Origin of the sequence: Polyangium spumosum, assembly GCF_009649845.1 — a bacterium.
In the GTDB taxonomy this organism is placed as follows: Bacteria; Myxococcota_A; Polyangia; order Polyangiales; family Polyangiaceae; genus Polyangium; species Polyangium spumosum.
Window position 1 is genome coordinate 223,642 of sequence record NZ_WJIE01000007.1, and the last position, 16,573, is coordinate 240,214.

Sequence of the window (16,573 nt, forward strand, 5' to 3'; positions counted from 1 at the left end):
GCGCGGTTCCAGCGAGACAAACGGTGCGCTTGAAACACCAGAAAACGAGCGCGGCGCGAGCTTGCCCGCGCCGGGGGGGCGGGTGTACGCTTGCATGGAGGACAGCGAGCATGACCCTTGCGCTCCCGCCCGGCTGGGCTCTGCCAGCAGCGATCGAGGCTTACAAGCGACGGCAGGACATCGCGTCCGCTTGGCGCTCCGTGCTGAACGTGATCGCGGGCAAGAAGCGGCACGTGGTGGTCACAGGAATGTCTGGGGCGGGCAAGACGATGTTGCTCTCTGCGCTGACAGGAGCGGCGGAGCGACGGGGGTTCAGGCCGCCGGAGCGATCGCTCGGGGTCGAACGAGCGCGGGTGCAGGCGAAGGAGCCGCGAAGGAGGATCGCGCTTGCCGTGGTCCCGGGGCAACCGGGCTACCATCGCGTGGCAGCGCAGGATGACCTCCTGCTCTCGAAGAAGCCGGTGGATGGCGTCGTGCACGTGGTGTGCAACGGCTACGCCGCCTTCCACGCCGAGGCCGTGGCGATGCTGCGACGCCAGGGCGCATCGAGCCTCGAGAGCTTGCGGACGTACTATCACGACCGAGAGGCCGAAGACTTCAAGGAGACTCTCGATCTGCTCCGGAGAAGCTGGAAGAAGCACCACAAGCCGTTTTGGATGATGGTGGCGGTCGCAAAGGCGGATCTGTACCAGGAGGGGCTCCCAGAAGCAGCCGCGCGATATGCTCCCGGCGGCGACGGTCCCTTCATCGACCTGCTGCGGGAGTTCCAGGGACGGATCGGCTCCGACAATTTCCAGTGGGACGCGCAGCCGGTGTGTTCGTGGTTGGAAACGTTCACGTACGGCGATGTGACGATTAGCCCGCAGATTGATATGATGAAGCGGGACCACTCACTGGCGATGTTCGCATCGACCCTGGAGCGTCACTGTGTCTAGCGCGCAAGGTCCCAAGAAAGCGGAGCCGGAGAAGGACGAACTGTCGCCCGTCCCTGCGGGTCCCGTCTCGGCGACGGTGCCGTCGTCTCACAGCCACAGCACGGAGGAACCGAAGGAGAAGCCTGTTTCTTTCGACGAGCTGCAGGCACTCCTCACGCTCGCGGAGCGGCTACAGGAAAGTGTCGACGCAAAGCGGCTCAGATTGACGATCTTATGGGGATGCATCTTCCTGCTACCGCCCTCCGCTATATTTTTATCCGTTTCTGGAGCGCTGCTGGCAGACAAAATCATCCCTGACGCACGCACTACCATTGCGTACGCTGCCGTATTTACCGCCATAATTGCAACCGGACTAGGCGCATTACATTGGATAATCCTACTGAGCCGCACGAGAGCGTTGCTGGACCGCGACAACCGCGCCCTCGCCGACGTCGCTGACATGCTGCGCGAAGCCGGAGGTGCCCTCGGCAAGGATCTGTCATCCGTCGGCCGCTTCATCATGCGCGTCCAAACCTGGCGACTCGACATTGGCGTGAACCCCGACCCCAACGCTCCCCGCCCTCCCGGCGGCCGCGCCTCGCACCTCCCCCGAGCGTAGGTCCTTCCGCGCTACCCCTTCGCGCCCCCCTCCGCCGGCACTTGACGCCGGGCGCGTGAATCCCGTACGCCTTGAAACGTCGTTCGATCGAAATGCGAAAGGCTCGCCGACTCTCCGCCCTCGTCCTCGCCCTCTCCCTCGGACTCGCCGCGGCGGGCTGCGGGCGCTCGTTCAAGCTCGCCATGCAGCGCGGCGACGCCTTCGCGCGCGCCGGCGACTGGGACGCGGCGGCCGCGCAGTACGAGCGCGCCACGCGTATCGATCCGGACGAGGTCGAGGCGCAGCGCAGGCTCGCGAACGCGCGGCGCAAGCAGTCCGAGGCGCGCGCGACCGCGAGCCGCGAGGCGCTCGCGCGCGGCGAGCTCGACAAGGCCCTCTTCCTCGCCCGTGACGCCGCCCTGTTCGACCCCACGAACCAGGACGCGCGCCGCGCGTACGTCGAGGCGCGCGCCGCCGTCTTCGCCAAGGCCGAGGCGCTGCTCGCGAGCGGCCACGACGACGCGGCCCTCGCCCTCGCGCGCGCGGCGCGGAAGTGCGATCCGCGCGATCAAGCGGCCGTCGCCCTCGAAGGCCGCATCCTCGACCGCATGGCGACACGCGCCTACGACCGCGCCCTCGCGCACCTCGCCAAGGGCAAACGCGGCAACGCTCTGCTCGCGCTGCGTGACGTCGAGGCCGCTCGCCCGGGCTTTCGTGACGCGAAGCAACGCGCCGAGGAGCTCCGCCGCGCGCTCGAGGACGAGCTCCGGTTCGTCCTGGTGATCGAGAAACCCGCGGAGACGAAGGCGAGCGGCGTCTCCTCTCGTGTCGAGGCCGAGCTCTTGCGATGGTCGCCCGACGCGCGCGCGCGGCTCGTCGCCACGACCGAAAACGCGCCTCCGCCGAACGCGCACGGCGTGCGGATCCAGGCTGCCTTCGACACGATCGCGCGGGGCCACGACGTCACGACGCAAGCGCGCACCTGCGATTACGTGTGCGGCCAGGATCGCCTCCCGAACCCCGCCTACGACGCGGCCTCCCGCGAGGTCGACGAGGCCGAGCGACGCGCGCGCGCCTCCGAGGGCGCCGCCCGCCGCGCGAGGAAGCTCGTCGAGACCACGCGCCGCGCGCTCTCCATGGCGACGAACGCCCGCGAGCGCGCCAAGGCGCAGAACAAGCGCACGTCCGACGAGCTCCATCAGTGCCGCCTGACGGAGAAGGACTTCGCCAAATGCAAAGCCGCGGAAGATCGCGACGACGAGGCGCGTCGTGCCCGCAGAGCCGCGGAGGAACGCGAAGACGAGGCGAAGCGGGAGCTCGACCGCAAGGAGCAGGAGCTCTCGGACGCCGAGCAGGACGTGAGGCGGCAGCGGAGCGACTGGGAGAGCGCCGTCTCGCTTCTCCGCAGGACGCCCACGACGATCCTCGTCGATCGCATCTGCGCGCACAACTACGGCGTCGAGCTGCACGCGTGGAGCGCCGCCACCTCGCTCTCGCTCCGCGCCCACGTGCTCGGCGACGCCGACGCCGTGACGCTCCCGCCGGATCCCATCCGCACGAGCACGACGGACGAGACCTTCCGCGCCGAGTCCGGGCGTTGCCTGGAGATCGCCGCGGGTGATCCCTTGCGGATCCCCTCCGACGCGGACATCGAGGCCGCGCTCGCCACGCGCGCGGTCGAGAAGATCCGCGCGCAGGTCTTCGTCTGGTACGAAGGGTACGTCCAGAGCTACGCGGACGACCACGCGCGGGAGAAGGCGGCCGGCCGGCTCGAAGAGGCGAACGAGGCCTGGGTCCGCCACAAGCTCACGGGCTCGGGTCTGCCTCCGCTCCCTCGCTGACGAGCGCGCGCCGCGCCGCGAGCACCCGCTCTGCGGCCTCCTCCGCCGTCTCCGCCATCGCCACGAGGTGCCCCATCTTTCGCCCCGGGCGCGCCTCGGTCTTTCCGTACAGGTGAATCTTCACGTCGGGGAACGCCGCGGCCCGCTCCCAGCGCGGCTCGCCGTGCTCCCACAGATCGCCGAGCAGGTTCGCCATCGCCGCGGGCCGCAGCAGCGTCGGCTCGCCGAGGGGCAGACCGCAGACGGCGCGCAACTGTTGCTCGAACTGGCTCGTCACGCAGGCGTCGAACGTGTAATGCCCCGAGTTGTGCGGCCGCGGGGCGAGCTCGTTGACCACGATGTCGCCGTTTGGCAGGTAAAACATCTCCACGCCGAGCACGCCCACGAGCTCGATCGCCTCCGCGATCTCGCGCGCGAGCTCCGTGGCGCGGGCCCGCGCCTTCGCGGAGACGGTCGCGGGGGCGAGCGAGACGTCGAGGATGTGCCGCGCGTGCCGGTTCTCGGCGACCTCGAAGGGCACGATGTCTCCCGCCTGCGAGCGCGCGACGACCACGGAGAGCTCGCACGCGAACGGGACAAACGCCTCGAGCACGCCGAGCTTGCCGGAGAGCGCCGCGAACGCGCGGCCCGCGGCCTCGGGCGCGTCGATCCGGACCTGGCCCTTGCCGTCGTATCCAAACTCCGCCGTCTTCAGGATCGCCGGTGTGCCGAGACGAACGAGCGCATCGCGCAGATCATCCTCCGTCCGTATCTCGGCGAAGCCCGCGACCGGAAAACCCCCCTTCGCGAGGAAACGTTTTTCGTGGAGCCTGTGCCGGCACGTATCGAGGACGGCGGGCGAAGGGTGCACGGGCCGGAGCTCCGCCACGGCGGCGAGCGTCTCGGAGGGGACGTTTTCGAACTCGAACGTCACGACGTCGACCGCCTCGGCGAAGCGCCGCGCGGCGTCCACGTCCTCGTACGGCGCGACGACCTCGACGTCCGCGACCTGCCCCGCGGGTCCGTCCTGCGAGGGATCGAGCGCGTGCACGCGATACCCCATGCGCCGGGCGGCGATCGCGAACATACGGCCGAGCTGGCCGCCGCCCAGGATACCCACCGTGCGTCCGGGGAGAATGGGCCCGCGTGAGGTCACGGCGTCAAACCTCGCTCTCGAGCGCGGCCCGGGTCTGCTCCGCGCGGAACGCCTTGATTCGATCCCGGAGCGCCGGCTCGCGCAGCGCGAGGATGGAAGCGGCGAGCAGCGCGGCGTTTTTGGCGCCCGCGTCGCCGATCGCCAGGGTCCCGACGGGAATGCCGCCGGGCATCTGCACGATGGAGAGCAGCGAGTCGAGCCCGTGCAGGGCGTGCGACAGGATCGGCACCCCGAGCACGGGCAGGACGGTCTTCGACGCCACCATGCCGGGCAGGTGCGCGGCGCCGCCGGCGCCTGCGATGATCACCTCGAGGCCCCGCGCCTCGGCCTCCTCCGCGTAGCGGAACAGGAGGTCCGGCGTGCGGTGGGCGCTGACCACCCGCATCTCGTACGGCACCTCCAGGCGATCGAGCATCTCGGCCGCCTTGCGCATGGTCGGCGCGTCGCTCGTGCTGCCCATGATGATCCCCACGCGGGGGGCGCGCTGCGTCATGGCGGGTGTTCTAGTCGGTTTTGACGCGCACGTCACCGGACTCGAGGCTCGGGCACGACCGCCCGGTGAAACGAGCGGACGAACCCGGGCCTCGAGCGCTACCCTGGGACCCCGAGCCCGGCGTGAGCTCGGGGTCCCCGCGGTTCGCCCTGGATCAGTCGCAGGGGCCGATGTCGTTGAACGCGAACTCGCGGCCGGCGATGTAGAGCCTCATGCGGGTGAAATCGAGGCCGCCCGCGTAGGCGCCGCCGCCATCGCAGAAATCGCCGTAGTAGTCGCCGAGCCCGATCTGGCCCTGCCAGATGTTGCCGTTCAGCGGCTGCGCGTAATAGGCATCGGTGACGACGTCGCTGAACGGCGCGTACCCGCCGTACCAGCCGCCGCCCCCGCCGCCGCAGGTCGCGCCGCCCGTGAGGAACGCGTACATCTCGAGCTGGTTCACGCTGCAATCGTCGACCGCGAACGTGCAGTAGATCGTGCCGCCGTCGAGGCAGACGTCGACGTCGCCGAACACGAGATCGTCGTCGTAGCCGTAGCCGGGGCCGTAGCCGTAGCCGGGGCCGTAGCCGGGGCCGTAGCCCGGGCCGTAGCCGCCGCCGTAGCCCGGGCCGTAGCCGCCGCCGTAGTAGCCGCCGCCGGGGCCGCCGTAGCCGCCGCCGTAATAACCGCCGCCCCAGCCGCCGCCGTAGTCACCGAACCGGCCCTTGCCGTAACCGCCGCGGTACCCGTGGCCGTATCCGCCGCTGAATCCAATGCCGCCCTTTCCAAACCCGCCGCGGTATCCGTGCCCGCCGTAGTATCCCTGCCCGAACAGGTCATCGTCGCCCCAATCACCAGCGACCGCCTGACCGGAGGCGGCGAGGAGCATGGCAGAAGCGAACGCAGCGGAAAGGACGCGGAGCGACTTCTTCATGAAAACCCCCTTTTCGGTTCTCTGCCTCTTCTCGCTACAAACATCGACGCGAGAAGGGCCGGCGTCTCATTACAACCAAGCTGCGGCTCGCCGGCCGTGCCGCGCGCCACACCGCATTGCAAGGTCGTGGCCGCGACGGCAGCGCGCCATGGTCGTTCAGGAGCGTGCGATATGGGCTCGCACGCCGGCTACGCAGCGGGTCCGCGAACGTATTTCGGTCCGCGGACGTACGTGGGCCGTGCAATGAAAAACCATACCGCCCGCGATGCGCGTCGCCCCGGGATCGAGGACGGAGCCTCGCGCCCCGCGCGAACCTCCGGGGCGGCCGGGACGCCGCGGGCGGCGCGCCCGATCGTCACGAACGTCCGCTCGATCGGCCGAGCGCCTACCCGAACCTTTCGAGCGCCTCTCCGACCGTGGGGAGGCGCGGCGCGCGCAGCAGGCCACCTTCGAGGGCCTCGGCGCGGACCGGATCGAGCAGGTGCGTGTCCGTCGGCCGGCCTTCGAGGTCGACGCAGAGCACGTCGAGCAGGACGCCGTCGGTCTCGGCCACGTGCCAGTGCACGTTGTCCCGCTCGTCGGAGATACTCGTCGCCTCGCCCGGGCCGAGGATCCTGTCGATCGTGGGCCGCAGGACGATACCGCCGGGCTCGTCGCGCACGCGATCGTAATGGCGCACGCGGAATCGACCCCGGAGCACGTAATGCATCGAGACCATGTTGTCGTGCGCGTGCGGCGGGTTCGCCCGCCCGGCGCGCAGGACGAAGAGCTTCGTCACGATCCGCGGCCCCTCGCCGCCGGGGAACGAGAGCGCGAAGGGGACCACCGCGGCGCCGCGGGCCGCCGCGCGCGCGCGGGTGAGGAGGGATTCGACGTCGATGGCCCGGGCGATTTCCTCGACGGAGGCGCCGCGGAAGGCCCGCTCCACGAGCTCCTGCCACGTCGTGGGCGAAAGTCGCCCCTCGGCGAGGGCCCGAGACGCCTCGCGGGCCGCCTGAAAGACGTTCTCCGCGGCGCGGCGCTCGGCGGGCGCGGCCGAACCCGCGGAGAGCGTGTATCTGGCCAGCGCGCCGAGGGCCGCGGTCAGGCAAGCCCCCATCACGACGCGGCGCCCGACGTGGCCCTCGGCGCGCGGAGCCCCCGCGGCCGTGGGTCGGTCCCGGAGCACGAACGTGCGTGGTTCGCTGGGCATCTCCGCGCGCATTACGAGATTCCGGGGCGAGAGTCAAGAAACCCCACGATCACGGCGCTGCTTTCCGTCTCAATGCGGGAAAGTTCCAGCCGGGAGGTCCCTCCGGCGGACGAACGCAACAAGGACGGCCCGCAAAGCCCCGGCGGCCCCGCGGCGCGCGAGGCCCGTTGGACACGCGAGTTACCACCCGCGGGCCTTTCCAGGTTGACCCGCCCTCCCGGGTGAAAGCGCCCGCGTTCCTCGCAAGGCCATTGCCAGCGCCGCAGCGCCGTGGCAAGAGCGCGGTATCGTGACAAACGCTCCCCTCATTTTCGGCGATTATCGCGGCCTCGTGCAGTACGAGATCGGCTCGGCGGAGGATCTCGCGCGGATGCAAGCGGTCCCGCCCGCCCGCTGGTCCTCGACGAGCGTGCCCGTCGAGCAGCTCCTCTGCGACGAGGCGCTGCTCCGTTACATCGACACCGACGAAAACGGGCGCATTCGCGTGCAGGAGCTGCTCGACGCATACGACTGGCTGAAGGCGCGCCTCCGGAACACCAGCCGCATCGCCGCGCGGACCGATACGGTCCACCTCGACGACCTCGACGCCTCGCAGCCCGACGCGGCGCGCCTCCGCTCCCTCGCGCGCAAACGTATCAAAGCGACGACCGGGCAAGCGGCCGGAGCCGGCGCGACGATCTCCCTCGCCGACATCCGCGCCTTCCGCGACGGATACGCGAAAAAAGCGCCAAACGGCGACGGTATCGTGGCCCCCGCGCAGATCGGGGACGCGGCCCTCTCGCGCCTCGCGGCCCTGATCGTCGAGGTGACGGGCGGGGTGGCGGATCTCTCGGGTGACCTCGGGGTGGACGAGGCGAAGCTCGACGCGTTCCTCGCGCTCGGCCGCGCGCGCCTCGCGTGGGAGGCGGAGGGCGCGCTCTCCGCGGGCGCCGAGACGAGCGACGTCTTGCCGTTCGGCGCCGGGACCGCGGCGGCGTCCGAGGTCGTCGACAAGCTCGCCGGCAAGCTCGATCAATTCTTCGCGCAATGTGATCTCCTCGGGCAAGGCCCGGTCGCGGAGGAGCGGCTCGCCGTCAAGCCGGAGAGCCTCGCGGCGCTCGACGTGAACGATCCCGCGGCGATCCAGAAGTTTCTGCGAGAGGCCCCGCTCGCGCGGCCGAGCCGGGCGGGCGTGCTCGATCTCGACGCGTGGATCAATCCACTCTTCGTGGACGAGGCGCGGCGGCTGTCGGTCGAGGTATTGCCACGCGCGCTCGGCGAGGCGGGCCCCGTGCGGAAGCTCGACCCCAAGGGCTGGGAGAAGGTCCGCGCGCTCTTCGGGCCCTACCGGGCGTGGCAATCGAAGAAGCCGGCGGCGATGCCCGGGGATCTCGCGGGCGCCGAGCTCTGCGCCCTGATCGAGGGCCCCGCGCCCGAGGCGCTGCGGGCGCTGGTGCAGGAAGATCAGCAGGCCTCGGCCGAGCTCGTGGGGCTCTCGGATCTGGAGAAGCTCGCGCTCCTGCAGCGGTGGATCCTCGACCTCGCGAACAACATGGTCAGCTTCCCCGCGCTCTTCTCGGCGAAGGAGCGGTGCTTGTTCGAGGTCGGCACGCTCGTGCTCGACGGCCGCGAGATCAACCTCTGCCTCCGCGTCGTCGACAAGGCCGAGCACAAGCCGATCGCCGAGACGAGCAACGTGTTCGTCGCGTACGTGGATCTGGAGCGCAAGGAGGGCGACGCGACGCGGAAGATGCACGTCGCGGCGGGCGTGACGTCGGGCACGCGGCGCGGCATCGGCGTGGGCAAACGCGGCGTATTTTACGACCGCGAGGGCAAGGAATGGGACGCGAAGGTCACGGACGTGATCGTCAAGCCCATTTCCATCCTGGAGGCGGCGCTCGCGCCCTTCGTGAAGCTGCGCGAGCTCGTCGTCGACAAGATGACGAAGCTCTTCGGCTCGAAGCTCGAGGCCGCCGAAAAGACCATGACCGACGACGTGAACAAGACCCTCGTCGCCGCGCCCGCCGCGCCCGCCGCGCCTGCCGCGCCTGCCCCGGCGCCGCCCGCGGGTGGCCTCGGAGGCACGCTCGTCGGCGGCGGCATTGCGTTCGCGGCGATCGGCTCCGCGGCGGCGTTCGCGCTCCAGACGCTCGCGAGCATCAACCCGCTGGACGCGATGCTCGCCGTCGGCGGCGTCGCGCTCGTGGTGATGACATTCTCGGGTTTCCTCGGCTGGCTCAAGCTCCGCAAGCGCGACGTCTCCACGCTGCTCGAGGCCTCGGGCTGGGCGTTCAACGTCCGCATTTACCTCCGGCGCAACCTGAGCCTCCGGTTCACGCGCGTGCCGCCGCTGCCGCGCGGCAGCATCCGCAAGCCCCGCGTCACCCCGCTCTTCGTCTCGGGCGAGGAGCCCGCGCCCGTGGGCCGTATCGTCCTCGCCGCAGCGCTGCTCTCGCTCGGCGCCGCGGCCGGGTGGTATTACCGCGAGGTGATCGTGACCTGGGTCCGGCAACTCTTCGGCTGACGGACCCCCCTCTCAGTTCTTCGCCGCCGCGATCACCGTCGAGGCGTGCTCCTTCGGATCCACCTCGAGCCATACCTGCTTGATCTTGCCGTCCTTGCCGATCAGGAACGATTGCCGCGCGGCGAACGAGAGGCGCATCGGCACGCGGAACGCCTTGGCCACGGCGCCGTCCTCGTCCACGACGAGCGGGAACGGCAGCTTGTGTTTCTCGATGAACGCCTTGTGGCTCTCCGCGTCCTGCGTCGAGACGCCATAAACCTCGAGCCCGGCGGCCTGGATATCGGTCCAGCCATCTCGCAGGCCCTGCGCCTGGGCGGTGCAGCCGGGCGTGTCGTCCTTCGGATAAAAATAGACGAGCACCTGCTTGCCCGCGAGGCTCGACAGCTTGACCTCTTTGCCGTCCGTGAGCTTGAACGTGATGTCGGGCGCGGGATCTCCCGACTCGAGCGGCTTCGTCTCGTCGACGGCGTGGGGATTCGCCGGATCGGGTTTCGCCGACGCGGGCTTGTCGTCCTTGCAGGCGGCGAGGCCGAGCGCGGCGATCACGAGGAGCGGGAGGAGGCGGGGCAAACCGTTCATGGCCGGGAGGATGGCGTAGGAGCGCCGGGTGATCAAGGCTTCTTCTTGCGAGGCCGCGGGGGCGGCAGCGTGGTGAGCGGCCGCGTCGTCGGCATGTAGCCGCCGAACGGCTTGTCGAAGCGCCAGAGGATCTCGATCGGCCGCGGCGTCTCCTCGTCGGCATACTCGAGGGGCACGCCGCGCATGCCGAACCAATCCAGTTTGTCCGAATGGATCTCGTAGACTTTTTCCCAGCGGCTGACGCCCGTCTCCGCGTTGAAGGGATACGAAATCGACCCGTCCTCGGCCACGGCGATGACCAACCACCCTGCCTCGAAGCCCGGCGGCCGCTCGTTCATCTGCGCGTAGCTGAAGACGTGGATTTGCTTGTTTCGTTCGACGCTGCCCATCAGCTCGTCCTCGAGGTCGACGAGCTCCAGGAGCTTGCCCGCCTTGAAGACGGCGAGGGCGGGCACACCGAAGAACGTATAACCAACCTCGACGTCGCCGAGCCTCCGCTCGGGCACGTAAAGGGGGCGCTCCGAGGTCGCGACGGCGGCGCCGTCCTTGCCCAGGTGACCGGTGATCTCGATGTGGCCGGGGTCCGCAGGCGAATACGAGATGCCGAGCGGTCGAAGCAAGGTGAGGTTCTGCCGGTAGACCTCGGCGCGGAGCTCGGCGTGGGGCTCGAAATGGACGGGCTCGGGGACGCCGATACGAATCCAGCTCTCGCGGGCGAGCTTCGGGGGCGCGGCGGCCTCCGCGGCGACGGCGTGGACGAGGACCTCGGTGATCGGGGCCGCCGCGGCGCGGGGATACGCCGCGACAGGGATGCGGGCCTCGAGGGTCGTGCCTCGCTCCGTGAATCGCATGTCCACGACCGAGCCCACGACCGGGACGAGCGCGCCGCTCTCGCTCACCTGGGAGAGGCCCCGTTTGTCGAGCCGGAACACCCTTTCGAATCGTGTATCGTCGGCCCGCGCCCCTCCAGTCCCTCCAAGACCAAACACGAGCCAGATCCCGTCCTTCGCGCGCTCGACGAGCTCCGCCGCGACGAACGCGCCGTCCTTCGTGAGCGCGAAGCTGAGGCGCGAGGGCGCGTCGGGCTGCTTCGGATCGGGCGGCGGCGCGAGCGAGCCCCACTCGGAGACGTCGCCGTCGATCGAGAGGTTCGCCGGGAGCTTCTCCGGCGCCGTCACGCGGACGAGCGGCGAGGGCTCGCGCGGCGTCGCGAGCGTGGGCGCGGACGCGGATGCGACCTGGAGCGCCGGTTTCACGGGTTTTCCCGCGTCCTCGGGGGCCTTCGTGGGCGCGCAGGAGGCCACGAGCATGGCGAACGAGGAGGCGAGCGCGGCGAGACGAGCGCGGTCCATGTCTTCCGCGTCTAGCATACCTCTTGACGTCTTCGCCGTCGTGATCTCCCCTCCGCGAGTGCAACCGGAGGATCGACGTTGAAGATCACGTGTATCGGCGGCGGACCCAGCGGCCTCTACCTCGCCATCCTGGCCAAGAAGCGTGATCCCTCGCGCGAGGTCGTGGTGCTCGAGCGCAACCGGCCCGACGACACGTTCGGCTTCGGCGTCGTCTTCTCCGACGCGACGCTCGACGGCCTGGAGAGCGTCGATCGGCCCGTGTACGACGCGATCCGGAGGAGCCTCGCGCACTGGGACGACATCCACACGTTCGTCCGCGGCGAGCGCCTCGTGTCGACCGGGCACGGCTTCAGCGGGCTCTCGCGCCAGCGCATGCTGACGATCTTGCAGGCGCGCGCGGAGGAGCTCGGCGTGGTCTTGCGCTTCGAGCACGAGGCCACGGACTTCGAGGCGATCCGGCGCGAGAGTGACCTCGTCGTCGCGGCCGACGGCGTGAACAGCGCGGCGCGCAGCCGCTACCAGCCGCACTTCGGCACGCGTATCGACGGGCGGCCGAACCGGTTCGTCTGGCTCGGCACGACGTTCCCGTTCGACGCGTTCACGTTCTACTTCGACGAGAACGAGCACGGCCTCTTCCGCGTACACGCCTACCGTTACGAGCCCGAACGATCGACGTTCATCGTCGAGTGCCGCGAGGAGACGTGGCGCCGCGCCGGGCTCGATCGGGCGAGCGAGGACGAGACACTCGTGTACTGCGAGGAGCTCTTCGCGCCGCGCCTCGCGGGCCACCGCCTGCTCAAGAACAGGAGCGTCTGGCGGAGCTTTCCCACGGTGACGAACGAGCGCTTCTCCTTCGAGAACGTGGTCCTCTTGGGGGACGCCGTGCACACGGCGCATTTCTCCATCGGCTCGGGGACGAAGCTCGCGCTGGAGGACGCGATCAGCCTGGCGGACGCGCTGGACGCGCACCCGCGCTTGCAAGACGCGCTCGCCGCATACGAGGTCGACCGGCGGCCGAAGGTCGAGGCGCTCCAGCGCGCGGCGCAGGTGAGCCTCGAATGGTTCGAGAACACCGAGAGGTACATGCAGCTCGAGCCGCTCCAGTTCGAGTTCAGCATGCTCACGCGTAGCCTGCGCGTGACCCACGAGAACCTGAAGGTGCGGGATCCGGCGCTCGTGCGAAGCGTGGACGCGTGGGTCGCCGAGAAGGCCGAGGCGCAATCGGGCGCGCGTATCGAGGGCAAGAGCAAGGAGCCACCTCCGCCGATGTTCACGCCGTACCGGCTCGGCAACTTGCTGCTCGACAATCGCGTCGTGGTCTCGCCGATGTGCCAGTATTCGGCGGAGGACGGCGAGCCGAATGACTGGCACCTCGTGCACCTCGGCAGCCGCGCGATCGGCGGCGCGGGCCTCGTGATCGCCGAGATGACGGACGTGAGCCCCGAGGGCCGCATCACGCCCGGATGCACGGGCCTCTACCGGCCGAGCCACGCGCCGGCCTGGCGCCGGGTGACCGATTTCGTGCACCAGCATTCGACGGCGAAGATCGGCGTGCAGATCGCCCACGCGGGCCGGAAGGGTTCCACGAAGCGATTGTGGGAGGGCATGGATCAGCCACTCGAAGAGGGCGGCTGGCCGCTCGTCGCCGCGTCCGCGATCCCCTACCTGCCGCACAGCCCCGTGCCTCGCGAGATGGATCGGGAGGACATGGACCGGGTGAAGGCCGATTTCGTGACGGCCACGAAGATGGCCGACGAGGCGGGGTTCGACCTCGTCGAGGTGCACATGGCCCACGGGTATCTGCTCGCGAGTTTCCTCTCGCCGATCACGAACCGCAGGACCGACGAATACGGCGGCTCGATCGAGGACCGGATGCGATTCCCGCTCGAGGTCTTCGACGCGGTGCGGGCGGCCTGGCCAAAGGACAAACCGACGAGCGTGCGTATCTCGGCGACGGACTGGGCGCCGGGCGGGATCACGCCGGAGGACGTGATCAGGCTCGCCGTGGCGCTGCGGGAGCACGGGGTCGATATCGTCGATGTATCGGCGGGGCAAACCGATCCGTCGTCGCGGCCGGTGTACGGGCGGCTCTTCCAGACGCCGTTCAGCGAGCTCGTGCGGCTCGAGGCGAAGGTGCCGACGATGACGGTGGGCAACATCCAGAGTTACGCCGACGTGAACAGCATCATCGCCGCGGGCAGGGCCGATCTCTGCGTGCTGGCGCGCGCGCACCTCTTCGATCCGTACTGGACGCGGCACGCGGCGGCGGAGCAGGGATACGTGATGAAATGGCCGAACCAGTACGTGTCGGTGGAGCGTTACGTGCCGCGCATGAAATGACGGTCAGCCGCGGCGGCGCACGAGCGCGAAATAACTCGGCAGCGCTTCGATCTCGTCGCGTGTCCGGAGCGGCAGCGTGTACATGACCGTGGGTCCGCTCGAGAGGATCTCCCACGCGGCGCCGGGGAAGTATTCACGCACCTCGGCGTCGCCGAAGCGGGAGGGCGGCCGGACCCCGGCGGCGATGACCTTGCGCACCGGCTCGGGCAGGTAGGTCGGCGTCGCGCCCTGCAGGACCATGTGATCGAGCGGATCGCCGTGGATGCTGCTCTCCGAGAGATAAAACACGCCACGCGGCCCGAGCGCGGCGCGGATGTTCTCGATCGCGACGGCGCGGCGCTTCGGGTCGAGGACGTGCAAGACGCCACGCATGAAGACGTTCGCCTCGCCGAGCTCGTCCGTGAGCCAGCGCAGCGCGTAGGGCACGCTGACGTCGGCGACGTGAAACGATACCTTCGTGACCCCGCGCGACTCCTGCCGCGCCTTCTCGACGGCGTGGCTCGAGACGTCGACGCCGACGACCCTCGGGAACAACGCGGCGAGCCTCCGCGTGAATCGCCCATTGCCGCAGCCGACGTCGATCACGGGGAGGTCGGGCGCAAAAAAAGCCGACACGCGCGCGTCGACCTCCCCGAACTCACGCGGCTCCTCCGGGTCCCAGAGCACCTCGCCGCCTCGACCCGTGCGGCGGACGCCGTTCCAGAAGCGGTCCCACGCCTTCGCGGGTTCACGGGGCGCGCGGACGGCATAAGCGAAGAGCTGCGGGAGGAGGAGGTATTTCTGGAAGGACATGGCTCGATTCAGACGTCGCTCGCGCTGCGGAAGCGCTGGACCACGTAATCGACGAAGGCGCGCACCTTCGTGGGCATGTGGCGCCGGTACGGGTGCACGACGAAGACGTTCGTCTCGCCGAGCGCGTGCTCGGGCAGGACGCGGCGGAGCCGGCCCGCCTCGATGTCGGCCGCGACGAAGGAGCGCGGCAGCCGCGCGACGCCGATCCCGTCGAGCGTCGCCTGGCGGAGCACGGCGATGTTGTCGGCGATCAGGCTGCCGGAGACGGGGACGAGCTGCGTGCGGCGGCCACATCGAAAGGCCCACTCGCGCCGGACCGGCGAGAGGCGCAGGCAATTGTGGTGCACGAGATCCTGCGGCGTCTCCGGCGTCCCGCGGCGCGTGAGGTAATCGGGCGACGCGCAGACGATCATCCGCACGGCCCCGATGCGGCGCGCGACCAGGGCCGAGTCTTCCAGCGTATCGGCGACACGAACGGCGACGTCGAAGCCCTCCGCGACGATGTCGACGCGGCGCTCGGACAAGGAGAGGTCGACGACGAGCCGCGGGTATCGCTCGTGGAGCTCGCGCAGGATGCTGGGGAATTGCAGGATCCCAATGCCCACCGGCACGGTGACGCGCACGACGCCCTCGGGCTCCGCCGAGGCGCTCGCGAGCACGCCCTCGGCCTCGTCGGCCGCAGAGACGAGCCGCGCGCACGTCTCGTAGAGCCGCGCGCCCTCCTCGGTGAGCGAGAGCCGCCGCGTCGTGCGATGCAAGAGCCTGACGCCGAGCCGCTCTTCCAGCGCCGAGATCCGCGCGCTCACGACCGACTTCGAGAGGCCGAGCAGGGCCGCCGCGCCCGTGAAGGAGCGCGCCTCCACGACCCGCGCGAAGACCGCCATCGAGACCACATCGTCGAGCGCCGCCGTCATCGATTGTTCGACCTGCCGAACAGTGTGGACCGAGCCGCCCCCCTAATCAAGCAGGCGCTCCGGGCGCATGCTGCGCGCTCGAAACCACCCCGAAGGGACGCTCCGACATGCAAACGATTCGTACGGTCCTCCTCGCCGCCGCTGCCGTCTCCCTCCTGTCGCTGACGGCTTGCGAGGACCCGGCCAAGGACAAACCCAAGGCGACGGTCGCGCCGGCCTCGTCGGCGCAGCCGGCCGCAGACAAACCCGCGAGCGCGGCGGCCACGGAGGCGCTCGACGTCGACGCGGCGGGCTCGACGATCGGCTTCATCGGCTCGAAGGTGACGGGCAAACACGAGGGCAAGTTCGAGAAGCTCTCCGGCAAGATCACGCTCGCGGACGGCAAGGCCGAGGGCGGCAAGGTCACGTTCGAGGTCGAGACGGCTTCGGTGAAGACCGACGCGGCGGACCTCGACAAACACCTGAAGAACGCCGATTTCTTCGACGTCGAGAAGTTCCCCAAGGCGACGTTCACGTCGACGGAGATCAAGGCCGGCGGCACGAACGGCGCGACACACACGATCACGGGCGACCTCGATCTGCACGGCGTGAAGAAGTCGATCACGTTCCCCGTGACGATCACGATCACGCCCGAAGCCGCCACGGGCACCGCGGAGTTCTCCATCAACCGGAAGGACTTCGGGATCGTGATCGCCGGCAAGCCCGACGACCTCATCCGCGACGACGTGCTGCTCAAGCTCTCGCTGAAGGCGCCACGCAAGAAGGGCTGATTGCCCGCGCGCCTCGTGCGCTTGCCGCCGAGCCGCCCGCGCTTGCCTTCACGGCAGCGACGTTTGCAGCTTCACTCCCCGCCTCTGCACACACGCCGCCCGCGCTTGCCTTCAAGCCGCCAACGTTTGCAGCTTCACCCCCCGCCTCTGCAAACACGCCGCCCGCGCTTGCCTTTGCGGCGCCGACGTTTGCCGTCTCACCCCCCGCCTCTGCAAACACGCCGCCCGCGCTTGCCT

14 protein-coding genes are annotated in these 16,573 nt (G+C 69.7%); 6 read left to right on the forward strand and 8 right to left on the reverse strand.

Features of this window, described 5'->3' with window-relative positions:
* The first annotated feature begins 110 nt into the window (after positions 1–110).
* From GF068_RS25070 to GF068_RS25075, 3 genes are all read left to right on the forward strand, one after another.
* Complete coding sequence (locus GF068_RS25070; RefSeq protein ID WP_153821988.1) at positions 111–935, forward strand: P-loop NTPase family protein; 825 nt, start codon at positions 111–113, stop codon at positions 933–935.
* Positions 936–1,011: 76 nt separating this feature from the next.
* Positions 1,012–1,533, forward strand: a complete 522-nt coding sequence (locus tag GF068_RS43705; protein ID WP_170319662.1) for a hypothetical protein — start codon at positions 1,012–1,014, stop codon at positions 1,531–1,533.
* 92 nt (positions 1,534–1,625) lie between these two features.
* On the forward strand, positions 1,626–3,353 hold the full coding sequence (locus tag GF068_RS25075) for a tetratricopeptide repeat protein (protein WP_153821989.1): 1,728 nt from the start codon (positions 1,626–1,628) through the stop codon (positions 3,351–3,353).
* On the opposite strand, the gene GF068_RS25080 is transcribed toward GF068_RS25075, so the two are convergent.
* The 4 genes from GF068_RS25080 to GF068_RS25095 all read right to left on the reverse strand — a co-directional run bounded on the left by GF068_RS25080 (position 3,319) and on the right by GF068_RS25095 (position 7,086).
* Entirely contained in the window at positions 3,319–4,488 is a 1,170-nt protein-coding gene (locus GF068_RS25080) for a 5-(carboxyamino)imidazole ribonucleotide synthase (protein WP_206079543.1), read from the reverse strand. The genes GF068_RS25075 and GF068_RS25080 overlap by 35 nt on opposite strands.
* A 4-nt stretch (positions 4,489–4,492) precedes the next feature.
* The gene (purE, locus tag GF068_RS25085) at positions 4,493–4,981 is read right to left on the reverse strand and encodes a 5-(carboxyamino)imidazole ribonucleotide mutase (protein WP_153821990.1); all 489 of its coding nucleotides are present in this window, start codon (positions 4,979–4,981) and stop codon (positions 4,493–4,495) included.
* Between the two features lie 154 nt (positions 4,982–5,135).
* Entirely contained in the window at positions 5,136–5,894 is a 759-nt protein-coding gene (locus tag GF068_RS44365; RefSeq protein ID WP_206079544.1) for a hypothetical protein, read from the reverse strand.
* Between the two features lie 385 nt (positions 5,895–6,279).
* Complete coding sequence (locus GF068_RS25095; protein WP_170319663.1) at positions 6,280–7,086, reverse strand: cupin domain-containing protein; 807 nt, start codon at positions 7,084–7,086, stop codon at positions 6,280–6,282.
* A gap of 289 nt (positions 7,087–7,375) precedes the next feature.
* On the opposite strand from GF068_RS25095, the gene GF068_RS25100 reads away from it, so the two are divergent.
* Positions 7,376–9,589 (forward strand): hypothetical protein, encoded by a 2,214-nt coding sequence (locus GF068_RS25100; RefSeq protein WP_153821992.1) that lies wholly within the window; start codon positions 7,376–7,378, stop codon positions 9,587–9,589.
* A 12-nt stretch (positions 9,590–9,601) separates the two neighbouring features.
* Here the strand turns inward: GF068_RS25100 and GF068_RS25105 are convergent, their stop codons facing one another.
* Positions 9,602–10,168, reverse strand: a complete 567-nt coding sequence (locus GF068_RS25105) for a peroxiredoxin (protein ID WP_153821993.1) — start codon at positions 10,166–10,168, stop codon at positions 9,602–9,604.
* A 32-nt stretch (positions 10,169–10,200) separates the two neighbouring features.
* The gene (locus tag GF068_RS25110; RefSeq protein ID WP_153821994.1) at positions 10,201–11,520 is read right to left on the reverse strand and encodes a hypothetical protein; all 1,320 of its coding nucleotides are present in this window, start codon (positions 11,518–11,520) and stop codon (positions 10,201–10,203) included.
* A gap of 78 nt (positions 11,521–11,598) precedes the next feature.
* On the opposite strand from GF068_RS25110, the gene GF068_RS25115 reads away from it, so the two are divergent.
* Positions 11,599–13,860, forward strand: a complete 2,262-nt coding sequence (locus tag GF068_RS25115) for a bifunctional salicylyl-CoA 5-hydroxylase/oxidoreductase (RefSeq protein ID WP_153821995.1) — start codon at positions 11,599–11,601, stop codon at positions 13,858–13,860.
* 3 nt (positions 13,861–13,863) lie between these two features.
* Here GF068_RS25115 and GF068_RS25120 read toward each other — a convergent pair whose 3' ends face one another.
* Positions 13,864–14,652 carry a class I SAM-dependent methyltransferase gene (locus GF068_RS25120; RefSeq protein ID WP_153821996.1) on the reverse strand — a complete coding sequence of 263 codons (789 nt, stop codon included), beginning with the start codon at positions 14,650–14,652 and terminating at the stop codon, positions 13,864–13,866.
* Between the two features lie 8 nt (positions 14,653–14,660).
* Complete coding sequence (locus tag GF068_RS25125) at positions 14,661–15,566, reverse strand: LysR family transcriptional regulator (protein WP_153821997.1); 906 nt, start codon at positions 15,564–15,566, stop codon at positions 14,661–14,663.
* A gap of 107 nt (positions 15,567–15,673) precedes the next feature.
* Here GF068_RS25125 and GF068_RS25130 point away from each other — a divergent pair, with 107 nt between their 5' ends.
* Positions 15,674–16,336, forward strand: a complete 663-nt coding sequence (locus GF068_RS25130; RefSeq protein ID WP_153821998.1) for a YceI family protein — start codon at positions 15,674–15,676, stop codon at positions 16,334–16,336.
* Positions 16,337–16,573: the final 237 nt, after the last annotated feature.